The organism is Flavobacterium sp. GW823-FHT06G12 (assembly GCF_058794775.1).
In genome coordinates this window covers 1,042,335-1,059,549 of sequence record NZ_JBXAHE010000002.1, presented here as the reverse complement: position 1 = coordinate 1,059,549, position 17,215 = coordinate 1,042,335, and the positions used below count along the sequence as shown (strand labels likewise).

The following is a 17,215-nucleotide window of genomic DNA, read 5'->3' as shown; positions in this document are numbered from 1 at the left end:
ATTAGAAATTCGCATTTACTCCAAACAAGAATGTTCTCGCTCTTGGATAAACATTATTATCTATTCCGTTGAATTTTTCAGGATCTAAACCATTGTATTTTGTAAGTACAAAAACATTTTGAACTCCCGCTGTAAATCGTAATGAAGCTGCTTTTAGTAATGATTTATCAAATGTATATCCTAATACAATGTTGTCTAACTTAATAAAAGAAGCATCTTTTACGTAATAATTTGAGTAATTACGTTGAGTTCCATTTGAATTACTTTCAGTTGTAAAACCTGTATTGTAATAATCTTTTGTAATATTTGCTAGATCAGAATCTCTTCTTAAACCTGCTTGTAAATATCCTTTATCAGAACTTACGTTATCAAAAATATAATTTCCTAAACTAGCTCTCCAGTTCATTGTAAAATCGAATTTTTTGTAATTCAAAGTAGAGTACAATCCAAAAGTATAATCTGCTGTTGGCTTATGATATTTATAACGGTCAGCATCTGTAATTACACCATCACCATTTCTATCTGCGTAAGCCCCTTGAATAGGTCTTTTGTTTGCATCGTATAATTGCTCAAATACAAAGAATGAATTTGGAGCATAACCTTCAGAGTGAATTAACACTTGGTTACCAGTACCTCCGGCAATTACATCTCCGGTGATATATCCCTGAAATCCTGGAGCTGTTACCCCTAAGTCAGAAATTTTTTGATCAATGTAAGTTACGTTGGCAGCAACATTCCATGTTAATTTATCATTTTTAATAATATCCGATTGAAGGCTAAATTCAACCCCTTTAGTTCTAACGCTTCCAATGTTGCTATATCCTTGGTTACGAATGTTTGCTCCATCTGGAACTGGGATATCTGCTAATAAATCACTAGATTTTTTATCAAAATAGTTAATAGAACCTGTCAATCTTTCTTTAAAGAAACCAAAATCAACACCAATGTTCATCTCGGCCAAATCTTCCCATTTAATATTCTCATTGTATCCTTCTGGTCTTGCTGCTTTGTAAATAACACCATCAAATAGATACTGCGTATTAATCGTTCCAAAAGTTACCCTTCTTAAGAAATCATATGCAGGTGGAATATCTTGCTGACCAGTAGTTCCGTATCCAACTCTTAATTTTAAACTAGATAATGTTTCATTATCTTTTAAGAATGACTCTTCAGCTACATTCCATGCAAAAGCACCTCCAGCGAAGTTACCCCATCTATTTTCTTTAGAGAAACGTGAAGTCCCATCTCTTCTGTAATTAACAGTTAATAAATATCTACTGTCATATCCTAAATTCACACGCCCAAAATACGATTGCAAATTGATGTCTGGATCAGTTGTAACGTCTGCTGGTGGATTTGGTTGTTTGATATCTCCAGAATTAAATCCTTCTCTCTGGAATAACTGATAGTTATAACCAGCTGTTGCATCAATTTTAAACTTACCGATATCTTTAGTATAGTTAAAGTATGTGTTTAAGTTTTTGTTCTGACGATTATCTGTATAGTGAGTATAACCTCCTAAGTTTACCCAATTACCTTTATCAAATGAATTAGGCTGATATCCTAAAATACTTTCAGTACTTATTGCATTGTACCCATCACTGTCAAATTTATCGATACCTGCTTCGGCAACGATTCTTAAATCTTCGAAGAAATGGAATTTATAATCTAATCTAATATTACCCCATTTTCTTGTAGAAGTTGCTCTTCTATCTTCTTGATTTAATCTTGCCACAGGGTTTCTTGCTGGCAATAACGGTACATTTCCATTTCCTTCCAACCACTCGAAGTATCCTCCGTAACGAGAACCTGCTTGATAAACTGGTTGTGTTGGATCAAATATGATTGCACTACTAATTACTGCTCCTTCATTTTGGAATTGATTTTTTCCAAAAGCTAAATTTCCTGTAATATCTATTTTTAAATGATTATCAAATAAAACTGGATTTAACGATAACGATGTCGTAGTTCTTTCAAAAGAAGTATTTCTTAAAATTCCAGGATTATCAACATTTCCAACAGATAAACGTGCTGGTAATTTATTGAATAAAGAACCGCTTACAGATATATTATTGTTGGTTGTAAGAGCAGTATGAAAAATTTCATCTTGCCAATTTGTGTTTGCTGTACCCAATAAAGCTTTTTGAGCTGAAGTACCATTTGCATTTACAATAGCACGATATTCATCTGCACTCATCACATCAACAGTGTTAGCAACAGTATTAATACCAACTTGAGAGCTAAAGTTTACTTTTACGCCACCTTTAGTTCCTTTTTTAGTAGTAATTACGATTACACCATTTGCGGCACGAGAACCGTAAATTGCTGCTGCAGATGCATCTTTCAAAACAGTAAATGATTCGATATCACTAGGATCTATTGTAGACAATATACTAGTTGCTCCACTAGGAACTGCATTACTCATTGGAAGTCCATCAATTACAATTAATGGCTCATTAGAAGCACTTAATGAAGATCCTCCACGAATTCTAATATCAGCTTTTGCTCCAGGAGCTCCACCCCCAACTACATTAACACCAGCTATACGTCCGCTGATTAATGATTCTGGAGTTACGTTAATCCCTTTATTAAAATCTTTTGCTGCAATTTGCGAAACAGATCCCGTTGCATCTTTTTTCTTCACAGTACCGTAACCAACTTGCACCACAACTTCTTTAAGCTGATTTGTATCTTCTTCTAAAGAAATGTTAAGCGTTTTTTGGCCATTGTACTCAATTGTTTCTGTCTTGTATCCAATAAAAGAAACAACGATTTTGTTACCGTTTTTAACATTTGACAGCTGGTAATTTCCATCAAATCCAGTTGATGCACCATTTGGAGCACCTTGTACATTTACATTTACTCCTGGGATTGGCTGACCAGTTGTTTTGTCAACAACAGTCCCTTTTAAAGTGTTCTGAGCCAACACTGTAAAAGGCAACAATAGGAATAAAAATAACAACTTTTTGTAAATTGTTTTCATACTTTTTGTTTAAATTAGTTTTGAGTTTTTGAATGTTAGTTAAGTTTTTAATTTTACTTCGAATTTCAAAATTATGAATTTATTAACATGCTCGACAGGAGGCTATTTTTATTGCTTTACGAAAACGTGGTAGTGTTGAAAACTTTCTATTTTTTGTAATCTTTTAGCGTTAAAATTGCAAATACCAAAAATATTATACACCTTTATTACTAATTAGATTTTTTTTCAACTAACCTCATGAAACGTAAAATAACCCTCAAACAGATTGCAAAGGAGCTTGACGTGTCTATCTCAACTGTCTCAAAATCACTAAGAAACAGTCTCGAAATTGGAGAAGAAACACGACTGAAAGTGCAGGCTTTTGCGAAGTTTTACAACTACAAACCAAACAATATTGCTCTGAGTTTAAAAAACCGAAAAACAAAGAGTATCGGGATTATTATTCCAGAAATTGTACACTACTTTTTCTCAACTGTTATCAATGGTGTAGAGCAGGTTGCAAACGAACACGGATACAGCGTAGTTATCTGTGTATCAGACGATTCTTTTGACAAAGAAGTTCTAAACATGGAAATGTTAGCCAACGGAAGTATCGATGGCTTTATCATGTCTCTTTCTAAAGAAACACAGTTTAAAGGAGACTTCCATCATATCACCGAAGTTATCAATCAAGGGATGCCTGTAGTAATGTTTGATCGTGTTACTAACGATATTTTATGCGATAAAGTAATTATTGATGATAAATCTGCTGCTTATGAAGCGGTTCAAAGCTTAATCGACAATGGTCGCAAAAAGATTGCTCTAGTTACTACAGTCGATTATGTAAGCGTTGGAAAATTGAGAACCGATGGCTACGAAAAAGCTTTATTAGATAATGGATTACCCTTTAATGAAGACCTGATCATCAAAATTGAAGATGTAGAAACTTGCGAAATAACCATCAGTCAGCTTTTGCACGAAAGAGCTTTTGATGCTGTTTTTGCTGTAAATGAGCTTTTTGCTGTAACAATTATAAAAACGGCTAATAAAATGGGGCTTAAAGTTCCTGAAGATTTAGCAGTAATTGCATTTACTGACGGAATTATTTCAAAATATTCTACTCCAACAATTACAACCGTTAGTCAAAGTGGTGAAAAAATGGGCAACAAAGCAGCTAAAATGCTTATCGAAAGACTTGAGGCCGAAGAAGATGACGACGAAGAACATACTGAAAACTATACCACAGAAGTCATAGAAACTCATTTAATAAAAAGAGAATCTACTGACTAAAAAACTTAAAATCAACACTTTCTAAAGCCATAAAAAATATTTATGGCTTTTTTATTAGCATAAATAAAAAAATAATTTATAATTTTACGCCCATCAAGGCTTTTAGTTTTACTTCGAAAAGAACAAAGTTTTGATAAGCAAGGCGCTTATCGTATAATTTTTCAAATTACGATAATGGAAAAGCGTAAATTAAGTTTCTGGGAAATCTGGAATATGAGTTTCGGTTTCTTAGGAATCCAAATGGGGTTTGCACTTCAAAATGCAAATGCCAGCAGAATTCTTCAAATTTTTGGTGCCGACGTACATGAACTTTCGTGGTTCTGGATTATTGCTCCTCTTATGGGATTAATAGTACAGCCCATCATTGGTCATTACAGCGACAAAACTTGGGGGAAATTCGGCAGACGAAAACCTTTCTTTTTAGTGGGAGCCGTTTTAGCTTCGGTAGGATTAATTCTAATGCCACAAGCTAATATTTTCATTTCTGTACTTCCTGCTTTATGGGTTGGCGCTGGAATGTTAATGATAATGGATGCCTCTTTCAACATTGCCATGGAGCCTTTTCGTGCACTTGTTGGAGATAATTTAAGAACAGATCAGCGTACTGCAGGATTTAGTATTCAAACCTCATTAATTGGTTTTGGAGCCGTGATTGGTTCAGCACTTCCATACATTTTAACGAAATATTTTGGTGTACCAAACAGCACTGTTCCGGGAAGTGTTCCATTGAATTTGACTTTGTCGTTTATCATTGGTGCAGCGGTTTTAATTGGTTCAATCTTAGTGACCTTATTCACAACCAAAGAATATTCACCAGAAGAACTGGCAAAATTTGAAGATCCTCAAAATGAAGTGATTGTTGATTCTGAGGAAAAATCAAAAATTACAGACATCTTTACTGATTTTGCAAAAATGCCAGTAACAATGCGTCAGCTTAGCTGGGTGCAATTTTTCTCTTGGTTCGGATTATTCGGAATGTGGGTTTTTACAACTCCAGCAATTGCACATCATATTTACGGTTTGCCATTAGAAGATACCTCAAGCCAGCAATATCAAGATGCTGGAGACTGGGTCGGAATTCTATTTGGTGTTTACAACTTAGTTTCTGCCATTGTTGCTTTATTTTTCTTACCATACATCGCTAAAAAAATCGGTCGAAAAGCAACACATTCACTTTCATTAATCATTGGAGGAATTGGTTTAATCTCAATTTATTTCATGCCAAATGAAGACTGGGTTGTATTGCCAATGATTTTAATTGGAGTTGCCTGGGCAAGTATTTTGGCTATGCCATATGCAATTCTTGCAGGATCTATCACACCTAAAAAAATGGGAGTTTACATGGGAATCTTCAACTTCTTTGTTGTTATTCCGCAAATTGTAAATGCATTAATTGGTGGCCCAATCGTAAAATATCTTTACAACGGAGATGCCATTTATGCTTTAGTTACAAGCGGAGTTAGTTTCCTAATTGCTGCAGCTTTAGTTTTTAAAGTAAAAGACGTAGACGACGTTTCTCAAAAATCATAATTAAGAATAATTTTTTCACTAAAATGAATAAAAAAGCATTTATATTCGACTTGGACGGTGTAATCGTTGACACCGCTAAATATCACTTTTTGGCGTGGCAAAAAATCGCTCAGTCATTAAATATAAATTTTACGCATAAAGACAATGAACTTTTAAAAGGCGTGAGCCGTGTTCGTTCTTTAGACATTATACTTGGATTAGGCAATGTTCAAGCTTCTCAGGAAGACAAAGACAAATGGCTAGTTCAAAAAAACGAAGATTATTTATCTTATTTAGTTCACATGGATGAAAGTGAGGTTCTTCCAGGAGTTTTAAAAATTCTACAACTATTAAAAGAGAAAAATCAAGGAATTGCATTGGGCTCTGCCAGCAAAAATGCAAGACCAATTTTAGAAAAAACTGGAGTTCTATCTTACTTCGATGTTATTGTTGACGGAAATGATGTTACCAATGCAAAACCAGATCCAGAAGTATTCTTAAAAGCGGCTCAATTATTACATATTGATCCAAAAAATTCAATTGTATTTGAAGATTCTGTTGCTGGAATTCAAGCGGCAAATATTGCAGAAATGGTAAGTGTTGGAATTGGTGAGGAAACAATTTTACATGAAGCTGATCATATTTTTAAAGATTTTACCCAAATCACAACAAGCTTTATTGAAGAGCTAATTGATAATTAGAAAATGTGTCAATGAGATAATGATCTCACCGACAGATATTCTAATACCTCAATTACTCAAATGAATGTAAAAAAGTTAATAAGAACCAAGGCAATTATCTAATTCCCTTAATTGCCGTATTTTCTAATTTAAAGAAAAAATGAATCAAGATTATATAAAACCAGACAATTGGTCCATAATAGAAGAAGGATTTGATGTCGAAAGAGTAAAATCGTCTGAAAGCCTTTTTAGTATCGGAAATGGTGCTATGGGACAACGTGCGAATTTTGAAGAAACATATTCTGGAGAAACTTTCCAAGGAAGTTATATTGCAGGGATTTACTACCCAGACAAAACAAAAGTGGGCTGGTGGAAAAACGGTTATCCGAAATATTTCGCTAAAGTTTTAAATGCTCCAAACTGGATTGGAATTGATATTGAAGTCAACGAAGAAAATCTTGATTTACATAATTGTAAAGAAGTTAGAAATTTCCGCAGAGAATTGAACATGAAAGAAGGATGGTACAATCGTTCTTTTGAAGCTATTCTTAAAAACGGAACTGAAATCGCAGTAAACATTCGTCGTTTTCTTTCATTAGATTTAGACGAAGCTGGAGTTATCAAATACGATATTACACCTTTAAATAAAGATGCAAAAATCGTTTACAAACCTTACGTTGACGCTGGTGTAACCAATGAAGATGCCAACTGGGAAGAAAAATTCTGGGAACCGCTTGAAGTTAAAAAGGGAACAAACGAAGCTTTTGTAACAGCTCAGACTTTCAAAACGCATTTTAAGGTTACAACTTTCATGCACAATACGATTTTTGCTAATGGTGAAAATGCAAATATTTCGCCTTCAACAATCGATTCAACTGTAGATAAAGTTCAATATACTTACGGAACTATAATTGCAAAAGGACAAACCTCAACAATTCAAAAAATTGGAGGTTATACGGTTTCTTTAAACCACGAAAATACTTTGGCTGGTGCCGAAAAAGTAATTAAATCCGCTGTTGCTCTAGGATATGACGCACTTCTTCAAAATCAAATTGAAGCTTGGGCAAAAATCTGGGAAATGTCAGATATTACTATTGAAGGCGACGTAAAAGCGCAACAGGGAATTCGTTTCAACATCTTCCAATTAAACCAAACCTATTCAGGAAAAGATTCTCGTTTGAACATTGGACCAAAAGGTTTCACTGGAGAAAAATACGGCGGATCGACTTATTGGGACACTGAGGCTTATTGTATTCCGTTTTACATGGCTACGAAAGACCAGCAGGTCGCAAGAAACTTACTGACTTATCGTTACAATCAATTAGACAAAGCGATTGAAAATGCTAAAGATAATTTAGGTTTCAAAAACGGTGCAGCGTTGTATCCAATGGTTACCATGAACGGTGAAGAATGCCACAACGAATGGGAAATCACACACGAAGAAATCCACAGAAATGGAGCGATTGCTTTTGCGATTTACAATTACAACCGTTACACGGGCGATTACTCTTATATTCCAGAAAAAGGTTTAGAAGTTTTAATCGGAATTGCGCGTTTCTGGCACCAAAGAGCTTCTTTCTCAAAAGATAAAAATCAGTACGTAATTCTTGGTGTTACAGGACCAAACGAATACGAAAACAATATCAACAATAATTTCTATACCAATTATATTGCAAAATGGTGTATTGATTTTGCTGCTGAACAAATTGAAAAAGTGGCTTCAGAATATCCTGCTGATCACAAAAGAGTAATGGATAAACTTAGCCTTTCGGCGAATGAAATTCAGGAATGGAAAAAAGTGGCAGACGATATGTACTTCCCTATTTCTGAAGAACTTGGAATCTACTTACAGCAAGACGGTTTCTTAGATAAAGATTTAGTTCCGGTAAAAGATTTAGATAAATCACAGCGCCCGATTAACCAAAAATGGTCTTGGGATCGCGTATTGCGTTCGCCATACATCAAACAGGCTGACGTTTTACAAGGTTTTTATTTCTTCGAAGATCATTTCTCTAAAGAAGAATTAAAACGCAATTTCGAGTTTTATGAATCATTTACGGTTCACGAAAGTTCGCTTTCACCTTGTGTACACTCGATTCAGGCTGCGGCTTTAGATAAAATGGACATGGCATATACATTTTATTTAAGAACTTCTCGTTTGGATTTAGATGACTATAATAAAGAAGTAGAAGAAGGTTGTCATATCACGTCAATGGCCGGTACATGGATGAGTATCGTGGAAGGCTTTGGAGGAATGCGTGTTAAAAATGACCAGCTTCATTTCTCTCCGAAAATTCCAAAAGAATGGAACGGTTACTCTTTTAAAATTAATTTCAGAAATCAAATTTTAAAAGTAGCTGTAAATCATAACGAAACAACTTTTACTGTAGACGGCGATCAAGATTTAACAATTATCGTTAATGGAAATCCTGTAATTGCAAGTAAATTTGTACAAATAAATTAAATACAATACATCTAAAAATCAAAAAAACATGAAAAACTTATTTTTCGCAAGTTTAATCTTGTTTGCTTTTAGCTCAATTGCAGAAGCACAACAATTAAAATCACCCGAAGGAAAGTTCGTAATGGAATTTTCTCTTCAAAACGACGGAACTCCAACGTACAATTTAAAATACAAAAACAAAGAAGTTGTAAAAACCAGTAAATTGGGTCTTGAACTTAAAGATGATAAAAAATCTTTATTGAACGACTTTACAATTGCTGACACTAAAACCTCAACTTTTGATGAAACTTGGAAACCGGTTTGGGGAGAAGTAGATCACATCAGAAATCATTATAATGAATTGGCTGTGACTTTAAACCAAAAAGGAACAGACAGACAAATCGTAATCCGTTTCCGTTTATTTGATGACGGTTTAGGGTTCAGATATGAGTTTCCAGCACAAAAGAATCTTACTTACTTTGTAATCAAGGAAGAAAGATCTCAATTTGCCATGACTGGAGATCATACTGCTTTCTGGATTCCAGGAGATTATGATACTCAAGAATACGATTATACAAAATCGAAATTATCTGAAATCAGAGGTTTATCTCAAAAAGCATACACTGCAAACGTTTCTCAAAAATCTTTTTCACCAACAGGAGTTCAAACTTCTTTGATGTTAAAAACTGCTGACGGAATCTACATCAACTTACACGAAGCAGCTTTGATTGACTATTCTTGTATGCACTTAAATTTAGATGATAAAAACTTGGTTTTCGAATCTTGGCTAACGCCAGATGCAAAAGGAGATAAAGGACATATGCAAGCGCCAAATCACTCTCCTTGGAGAACGATTATCGTGAGCGATGATGCTAGAGAAATCTTAGCTTCAAAAATGACTTACAACTTAAATGATCCATCAAAAATTGAAAATACTTCTTGGATTAAGCCAGTAAAATATGTTGGTGTTTGGTGGGAAATGATTACAGGAAAAAGCTCTTGGTCATATACAAACGATTACCCAACAGTTCAATTAGGCGTTACTGATTTTGCGAAAGCAAAACCAAACGGAACTCACGGAGCTAACAATGCTAACGTAAAAAAATACATTGACTTCGCTGCTGCAAATGGTTTCGACGCTGTTTTAGTGGAAGGTTGGAACGAAGGCTGGGAAGACTGGTTTGGTCATTCAAAAGACTATGTTTTTGACTTCTTAACGCCTTACCCAGATTTTGATGTAAAAGGTTTACACGAATATGCTAAATCTAAAGGCGTAAAAATCATCATGCACCATGAAACTTCAGGTTCTGTTCGTAACTACGAGCGCCACATGGACGCTGCTTACAAATTCATGAACGATAATGGATACGATGCTGTAAAAAGCGGTTATGTAGGTGATATTTTGCCAAGAGGTGAAAACCACTACAGCCAATGGATTGTAAACCACTATCAATATGCTATCGAAAAGGCAGCTGATTATAAAATTATGGTAAACGCTCACGAAGCGGTTCGTCCAACAGGAATTGCAAGAACGTATCCAAACTTAATTGGAAACGAAGCGGCAAGAGGAACAGAATACCAAGCTTTTGGAGGTTCTAAACCAAATCACGTAACTGTTTTACCATTTACACGTTTAATTGGAGGCCCAATGGATTATACTCCTGGAATCTTCGAAATGGATATCAGCAAAATGAATCCTGATAACAAATCGCATGTAAACAGTACAATCTGTAATCAATTAGCATTATACGTAACAATGTACAGCCCGTTGCAAATGGCTGCCGATACTCCAGAAAACTATAACCGTTTCCCAGATGCATTCCAGTTCATCAAAGATGTGGCTGTAGATTGGTCAGAAAGTAAATATATCGAGGCTGAACCAGGAGATTTCATTACAGTTGCTCGTAAAGCAAAAGGAACAAACAACTGGTTTGTTGGAAACGTAAACGGAGAAACGCCACGTACCTCAAACATCGATTTCAGCTTCCTTGAAAAAGGTAAAAAATATACTGCAACAATTTATGCTGATGCAAAAGATGCTCATTACAAAACAAATCCGCAAGCTTACACAATCAAGAAAATTGCTGTAACCAATAAATCAAAATTATCTCAGTTTTCTGCTCCGGGAGGAGGTTATGCGATAAGCATTATTGAAACTAAGTAATTTTTTAAAAGACAAGTAATTTTCCCCCATAGATTACTTGTCTTTTTACTATAAATTCAAATTAAGAAATTAAATTTGAGGTAACTATTTTCTTCATCTCTAGATAAATTAATATGCGCTTCAAACTTAATTTCTTGATTTTCTTTTTTACCATTTTTGGATTTAATACATATTCCCAAACCAAAACAAAGGCATCTTATGATTATCTTTTGTATTTGCCGAAAGACTATGCCAAAGGAACCAAAAAATATCCACTAGTAATTTATTTGCATGGTGGTTCGCAAAAAGGGAATGATCTGAATAAACTGAAAATCTACGGTCTTCCCTATTTAGTAGAAAAAGGTCAGGATTTTGATTTTATAATTGCTTCGCCTCAGTGTCCCGACAATAAATACTGGTCGACAGAAAATTGGTTCGAAACATTGTATGCCGATTTAGAATCAAAGTATAGAATAGATAAAAGTAGAATTTACATAACCGGCATTAGCATGGGCGGTTACGGAGCTTATATTACCGCTTTAGATTTTCCTGATACATTCGCAGCTGTTGTTGCATTTTGTGGAGGGATTAACGACAGTGATCTAACGAGAGTCTGCAATCTCAGTAAAATTCCTGTTTGGGCTTTTCATGGCACAGCCGATGATAAAATTCCATTTAGTGAAACGGAGAGAATTGCGAAAGGTTTGGAATCATGCGAAACCAAAAACAATTTCAAGTTTACCCGTTTAGAAAATGAAGGTCATGAAATTCAGTATTTATACGAAACAAAACCTGAAATCTATAAATGGATGCTCGAACAGAAGAAATCTAAATAATATGAAACAGTCAATAATAATTTTTACAAGCTTATTACTTTTTAGTTGTAGTAAAAAAGAAAATACAATTGATTTGTTAGATTATTCTTTTTCTGGGACTTTTAGTCAAGTTTATTCTTTAAAAATAAATCAAACGGATACTGTTTATATACATCAAGAATGGATGGGGCATCGTTTGAAAAATGGTATTTCTGACCCGAAAGATAAAACAAACTACTATGCAATTTTAAATAAAAAAGAAAAATTAAAACTATTCAATTATATAGAAAAAGTCAATTTATTCAAATACAAATCTGAATATTCTTTAGAACATATTATTGATGGAAGCACTTATATAATAGGCATAACAAAGGATAACAAAAACAAAATGATATCTGTTTATGGCGGTGGTGCACCTAAAGAAATTGATTCAATTGCAATATTGGTAAATAATCTAAAGCAAAAACTTATATTAAAGGAAACCAAAAAAAATCTTCACTTTGAAAGTGAAAAGATAATTTCTTTTCTAAAACCACCTCTTCCTCCTCCTGTAAAAAAGATAAATAATTAATGTTCAAATTGAACTAAAAACAAAAACTATGAACAACCTAAAAATAAACCATTATATCTATAAATTAGCTTTATTGGTTTTGTTGTTTTCCGCTTCCGCGAAAGCGCAAATCCAAAAAGTAGAACCGCCATTTTGGTACGCAGGAATGAAAAATTCGGAACTGCAGATTATGTTCTACGGAAAAAATATTGCACAATATGAAGCTTCAGTTTCGAACAATGTTGCAATTAAAAATGTAGAAAAAACAGAAAATCCAAATTACCTTTTCGTAACTATTGATACAAAAGATGTAAAAGCTTCTGAATTGGTTTTCTCTTTCAAAAACAATAATAAAATTGCCTTTAAACAAAAATATGTTCTTAAAGAAAGAAGAGCGAATTCGGCAGAAAGAAAAAGCTACGATGCTTCTGATTTGATTTACTTAATCATGCCAGATCGTTTTGCTAACGGAAATCCCAAAAACGACAGCGACGCTTCTTTAACTGAAAAAGGAAACCGTCAAGATCCAAGCGGACGTCACGGCGGAGATATCGAAGGAATCATCAAAAACTTAGATTATATTTCATCTCTTGGCGCAACTACAATTTGGAGCACGCCTTTATGCGAAGACAACGACAAAAAGCATTCGTACCATACTTATGGACAATCTGATGTTTACAAAATCGATCCGCGTTACGGAACTAATGACGATTATGCTCGTTTATCGGCAGAAATGCACAAAAAGAACATGAAACTGGTTATGGATTATGTAACCAATCACTGGGGAATTACGCATTGGATGATGAAAGATATTCCAACCAAAACATGGTTCAATCAATTTGAAACTTTCACGCAAACGCACCACAGACGAGAGGTAATAACCGATATTCACGCTTCAAAAATAGATCAGGAAGTTTGTGTTGACGGCTGGTTTGTACCTTCAATGCCGGATTTGAATCTTAGAAATCCATTAGTGGCAAAATACTTAACTCAAAACGCTATTTGGTGGATTGAATTTGCTAATCTTGATGGATTTAGAGTAGACACTTACAACTATTCAGATAAAACTGCCATGGCAAATTGGGCAAAATCTATTACAGATGAATATCCGAACTTTAATATTGTAGGTGAAATCTGGATGCACAATCAAGCGAATTTAGCTTTTTGGCAAAAAGACAGTAAAATTGGTGCGATTGAAAACTACAATTCAAACCTTCCTTCTGTAATGGATTTTACGCTTCAAAGCCAAATCACTTCTGCTTTCAGTGAAGATGAACCAAACTGGGACAGCGGATTGATTAAATTCTACAACAATTTTGCAATGGATTTTTTATATCCAAATACCAATAATATTTTGGTTTTTTCCGAAAATCACGATACAGATCGTATGAACGAAAAGTTCAAATATGATTTACCAAAATACAAACTGGCGATGACTTTGTTAGCAACAGTTCGCGGAATTCCGCAAATCTATTACGGTTCAGAAATCGGAATGGGCGGTGATAAAGGAAAAGGCGGAGATGCCGATATTCGTCAAGATTTCCCAGGCGGATGGGCTGGCGATAAAAACAATGCTTTTACTAAAGAAGGAAGAACTGCTCAACAAGCTGCTTTCTTTGATTTCAGTGCGAAATTATTCAACTGGAGAAAAACAAACGAAGCCGTTCATTTCGGAAAAATGACACATTACATTCCAGAAAATAACACGTACGTATATTTCAGATATACTGATGCTAAAACCGTAATGGTAGTTTTCAATAACAATGCAAAAGAACAGGTTGTAAAAACAAACCGTTTTAAAGAAAGCATCAAAAACTACAAATCTGGTAAAGATGTTATCACAGGAAAAACATTCGATTTAGCTTCTGAAATTACATTAGAACCAAAATCAGCTTTAGTTTTAGAATTAGAATAAAGCTTAACCGCGAAGTTCGCAGTATCTTTTTGCCACAGATTATAAAGATTAGCACAGATTTGTTTGCCACGAATTTCACTAATTTTCACAAATTTAAATATGATAAATTAATTCGTGGAGATTCGTGTAATTCGTGGCAAAAGAAAAAAATCATTTTAATCTGTGTAATCTGTGGCTATTTTTTTCAACATGATGTTTATCTAAAAAACTCTTAAATAATGAAAAAATACACTTTCCTTTATCTATCTTTAGTATACTTAATAATGAGTTGTTCTGGCTCAAAATCAGTTACAATGAATAATACTTCAAAGACACCTTTCGTTTGGGAAGGAGCAAATGTTTATTTTTTACTTACAGATCGTTTTTACAACGGAAATCCTTCAAACGATGTCAATTTTAACCGAACCAAAACTCCCGGAAAACTACGCGGATTTGAAGGCGGTGACATCATCGGAATCACTAAAAAAATCGAATCAGGATATTTTGAAAAATTAGGAATCAATGCCATTTGGCTTACGCCGATTGTCGAGCAAATTCACGATGGTGTTGATGAAGGAACTGGACTTAGCTATGGTTTTCATGGCTATTGGGCAAAAGACTGGACTGCTTTAGATCCTAACTTCGGAACAAAAGAAGATTTAGCCAATTTGGTAAAAAAAGCGCACGAAAAAGGCATCAGAATAATTCTTGATGGAGTTATCAATCATACCGGACCAGTAACTCCCGAAGATCCCGTTTGGCCTTCTGACTGGGTAAGAACCGGCGTTGTCTGCGATTATAAATCATTCGAAAATACAACGATGTGTACTTTGGTAGAAAATCTTCCAGATGTAAGAACAGAAAGTACTCAGGAAGTAGCGCTCCCTCCTTTTTTAATTGAAAAATGGAAAAAAGAAGGTCGTTACGAAAAAGAAGTATCTTCTTTGGATGAATTTTTCAAAAGAACAAATTATCCAAGAACACCAAAATATTACATCATTAAATGGCTTACAGATTACATTTTAGAATTTGGAATTGATGGTTACCGAGGAGATACTGTAAAACATACCGACGAAAACGTTTGGGCAGATTTTAAAAAAGAATGCGATTATGCATTTGAAACCTGGAAAAAACATCATCCGATGCAAGTTTTAGACCAAAACCCATTTTATACAATTGCCGAGGTTTATGGCTACGGAATCAGTGGCGGACAGGATTATGATTTTGGAGATCGAAAAGTCAATTATTTCCAAAATGGTTTCAACAGCATGATCAATTTTGAGTTTAAATGGAATGCAGCACAAAATGATTACGAAGGTTTATTTTCTAAATATTCGAATGCTTTGAATAATGACTTAAAAGGATATTCTGTCCTTAATTATATGTCTTCTCACGACGACGGACAGCCTTTTGATGCCAACAGAACAAAAAGCATTGAAACAGCAAACAAACTATTGCTTTCTCCTGGAATGTCTCAGGTTTATTATGGAGACGAATCAGCTAGATCTTTAGTTATTGAAGGAACTCAAGGCGATGCCACTTTACGTTCTAATATGAATTGGGAGGATATTCAGAATAATCCTGAAACGCAGAAAACACTTTTACATTGGCAGAAATTAGGTCAGTTTAGACGAAATCACCCTGCTGTTGGAGCTGGTGTTCACAAGTTGATTAATCCATATCCTTATACTTTTTCCAGAACGTTTACTAAAGGTTCTTTTACAGATAAAGTAGTGATGGGAGTAGATTTACCAAAAGGCAGAAAAGAACTTCCTGTTGGCGATATCTTCCCAAACGGAACAAAACTAAAAGACACTTACTCGAATCAAGAAGTTGAAGTAATTGATGGAAAAGTGATTATTGACAATGATTTTGATATTGTTCTATTAGAGATGATTTAACCGCAAGGAACGCTAAGATTTACGCGATGTTCGCAAAGGTTTTTAGCCACAGATTATTAGGATTAAAAGGATTTTTAAAAATCTGTGCTAATCTTTATAATCTGTGGCTAACTTTTTTTATAATCCTTGTGACCTTTGCGTAAAACTTTGCGACCTTTGCGGTTAGAAAAAATACTGCAAAATGCTGAAGATTGCACATCGAGGCGCCAAAGCCTACGAACCCGAAAATACTTTACAAGCTTTCCAAAAAGCATTAGACCTAAATTCTGACGGAATTGAACTTGATGTTCACTTAAGCTCTGACGGGCATATCATCGTAATTCACGATGAAACTATCGACAGAACAACCAATGGAAAAGGTTTAGTGAATGATTTTACTCTAGCAGAATTAAAATCATTTTTAATTGATGGAAAATACCAAATCCCAACTTTAATCGAAGTTTTTGATTTGGTTGACAAAAAATGCCTAATCAATATCGAATTAAAAGGCTTAGGAACTGCACCGAAAGTTGTCAGCTTAATTGAAGAATATATTCCAAAAAAAGACTGGAATTACAATCAATTTATAGTTTCAAGTTTCGAATGGAATATGTTGGAGGAAACAGCAAACCTAAATTCAAATATTCCGATTGGTGTTTTAACAGAAGAAGATATAAATACTGCTTTAGCTTTCGCCGAAAAAATAAAAGCAAAAGCCATAAATCCTGATTTTAATTTATTGAATAAAGAAAATGTGCAACAAATGCAGGAAAAAGGATTTCTGGTTTTACCTTGGACAGTAAACACAGAAGAAGACATTCAAAAAGTAAAAAGTTACAACGTAAACGGAATTATCTCTGATAATCCAGATAAAATATAAATAGCCACAGATTACGCAGATTAACACAGATTTGTTTGCCACGAATTTCACTAATTGACACAAATTTATCATCCTAAAATAATTCGTGGAAATTAGTGTAATTCGTGGCGAAAGAAAAAATCCTTTTAATCTGTGGCAAGAAAAAAAATTAGTGCCAATTCGTGTAATT

General features: G+C 34.4%; 11 protein-coding genes. 10 read left to right on the top strand and 1 reads right to left on the bottom strand.

What is annotated here, in order from left to right; translation table 11 throughout:
• Position 1 precedes the first annotated feature (1 nt).
• Positions 2-2,983, bottom strand: a complete 2,982-nt coding sequence (locus AC1Q5Z_RS11520) for a SusC/RagA family TonB-linked outer membrane protein (RefSeq protein WP_198854719.1) — start codon at positions 2,981-2,983, stop codon at positions 2-4.
• Between the two features lie 237 nt (positions 2,984-3,220).
• Between AC1Q5Z_RS11520 and AC1Q5Z_RS11515 the strand changes: the two genes are divergently transcribed.
• The 10 genes from AC1Q5Z_RS11515 (at position 3,221) to AC1Q5Z_RS11470 (ending at position 17,046) form a co-directional block, all read left to right on the top strand.
• Complete coding sequence (locus AC1Q5Z_RS11515; protein ID WP_198854720.1) at positions 3,221-4,252, top strand: LacI family DNA-binding transcriptional regulator; 1,032 nt, start codon at positions 3,221-3,223, stop codon at positions 4,250-4,252.
• Positions 4,253-4,426: 174 nt separating this feature from the next.
• A complete protein-coding gene (locus AC1Q5Z_RS11510) occupies positions 4,427-5,782 on the top strand; it encodes an MFS transporter (protein ID WP_198854721.1) in 1,356 nt (451 codons plus the stop codon).
• Between the two features lie 23 nt (positions 5,783-5,805).
• Positions 5,806-6,462, top strand: a complete 657-nt coding sequence (gene pgmB, locus AC1Q5Z_RS11505; RefSeq protein WP_492444909.1) for a beta-phosphoglucomutase — start codon at positions 5,806-5,808, stop codon at positions 6,460-6,462.
• Between the two features lie 139 nt (positions 6,463-6,601).
• A complete protein-coding gene (locus AC1Q5Z_RS11500; protein ID WP_492444907.1) occupies positions 6,602-8,905 on the top strand; it encodes a glycoside hydrolase family 65 protein in 2,304 nt (767 codons plus the stop codon).
• A gap of 28 nt (positions 8,906-8,933) precedes the next feature.
• Positions 8,934-11,048: a glycoside hydrolase family 97 protein gene (locus AC1Q5Z_RS11495; RefSeq protein WP_492444905.1), complete on the top strand. Its 2,115-nt coding sequence runs from the start codon at positions 8,934-8,936 to the stop codon at positions 11,046-11,048.
• A gap of 113 nt (positions 11,049-11,161) precedes the next feature.
• Positions 11,162-11,863 (top strand): carboxylesterase family protein, encoded by a 702-nt coding sequence (locus AC1Q5Z_RS11490; protein WP_492444903.1) that lies wholly within the window; start codon positions 11,162-11,164, stop codon positions 11,861-11,863.
• A 1-nt stretch (position 11,864) separates the two neighbouring features.
• Positions 11,865-12,413: a DUF6438 domain-containing protein gene (locus tag AC1Q5Z_RS11485; protein ID WP_492444901.1), complete on the top strand. Its 549-nt coding sequence runs from the start codon at positions 11,865-11,867 to the stop codon at positions 12,411-12,413.
• 28 nt (positions 12,414-12,441) lie between these two features.
• Positions 12,442-14,307, top strand: a complete 1,866-nt coding sequence (locus tag AC1Q5Z_RS11480; RefSeq protein ID WP_492444900.1) for a glycoside hydrolase family 13 protein — start codon at positions 12,442-12,444, stop codon at positions 14,305-14,307.
• A 218-nt stretch (positions 14,308-14,525) separates the two neighbouring features.
• Positions 14,526-16,187, top strand: coding sequence for an alpha-amylase family glycosyl hydrolase (locus AC1Q5Z_RS11475; RefSeq protein ID WP_492444898.1), 1,662 nt, complete (start codon positions 14,526-14,528; stop codon positions 16,185-16,187).
• A gap of 181 nt (positions 16,188-16,368) precedes the next feature.
• Complete coding sequence (locus AC1Q5Z_RS11470; protein ID WP_492444896.1) at positions 16,369-17,046, top strand: glycerophosphodiester phosphodiesterase; 678 nt, start codon at positions 16,369-16,371, stop codon at positions 17,044-17,046.
• Positions 17,047-17,215: the final 169 nt, after the last annotated feature.

Bases quoted from the DNA above. Each gene is read 5' to 3' on its own strand.
- AC1Q5Z_RS11520 (WP_198854719.1), bottom strand. From the start codon at position 2,983: ATGAAAACAATTTACAAAAAGTTGTTATTTTTATTCCTATTGTTGCCT.
- AC1Q5Z_RS11515 (WP_198854720.1), top strand. From the start codon at position 3,221: ATGAAACGTAAAATAACCCTCAAACAGATTGCAAAGGAGCTTGACGTG.
- AC1Q5Z_RS11510 (WP_198854721.1), top strand. From the start codon at position 4,427: ATGGAAAAGCGTAAATTAAGTTTCTGGGAAATCTGGAATATGAGTTTC.
- pgmB (WP_492444909.1), top strand. From the start codon at position 5,806: ATGAATAAAAAAGCATTTATATTCGACTTGGACGGTGTAATCGTTGAC.
- AC1Q5Z_RS11500 (WP_492444907.1), top strand. From the start codon at position 6,602: ATGAATCAAGATTATATAAAACCAGACAATTGGTCCATAATAGAAGAA.
- AC1Q5Z_RS11495 (WP_492444905.1), top strand. From the start codon at position 8,934: ATGAAAAACTTATTTTTCGCAAGTTTAATCTTGTTTGCTTTTAGCTCA.
- AC1Q5Z_RS11490 (WP_492444903.1), top strand. From the start codon at position 11,162: ATGCGCTTCAAACTTAATTTCTTGATTTTCTTTTTTACCATTTTTGGA.
- AC1Q5Z_RS11485 (WP_492444901.1), top strand. From the start codon at position 11,865: ATGAAACAGTCAATAATAATTTTTACAAGCTTATTACTTTTTAGTTGT.
- AC1Q5Z_RS11480 (WP_492444900.1), top strand. From the start codon at position 12,442: ATGAACAACCTAAAAATAAACCATTATATCTATAAATTAGCTTTATTG.
- AC1Q5Z_RS11475 (WP_492444898.1), top strand. From the start codon at position 14,526: ATGAAAAAATACACTTTCCTTTATCTATCTTTAGTATACTTAATAATG.
- AC1Q5Z_RS11470 (WP_492444896.1), top strand. From the start codon at position 16,369: ATGCTGAAGATTGCACATCGAGGCGCCAAAGCCTACGAACCCGAAAAT.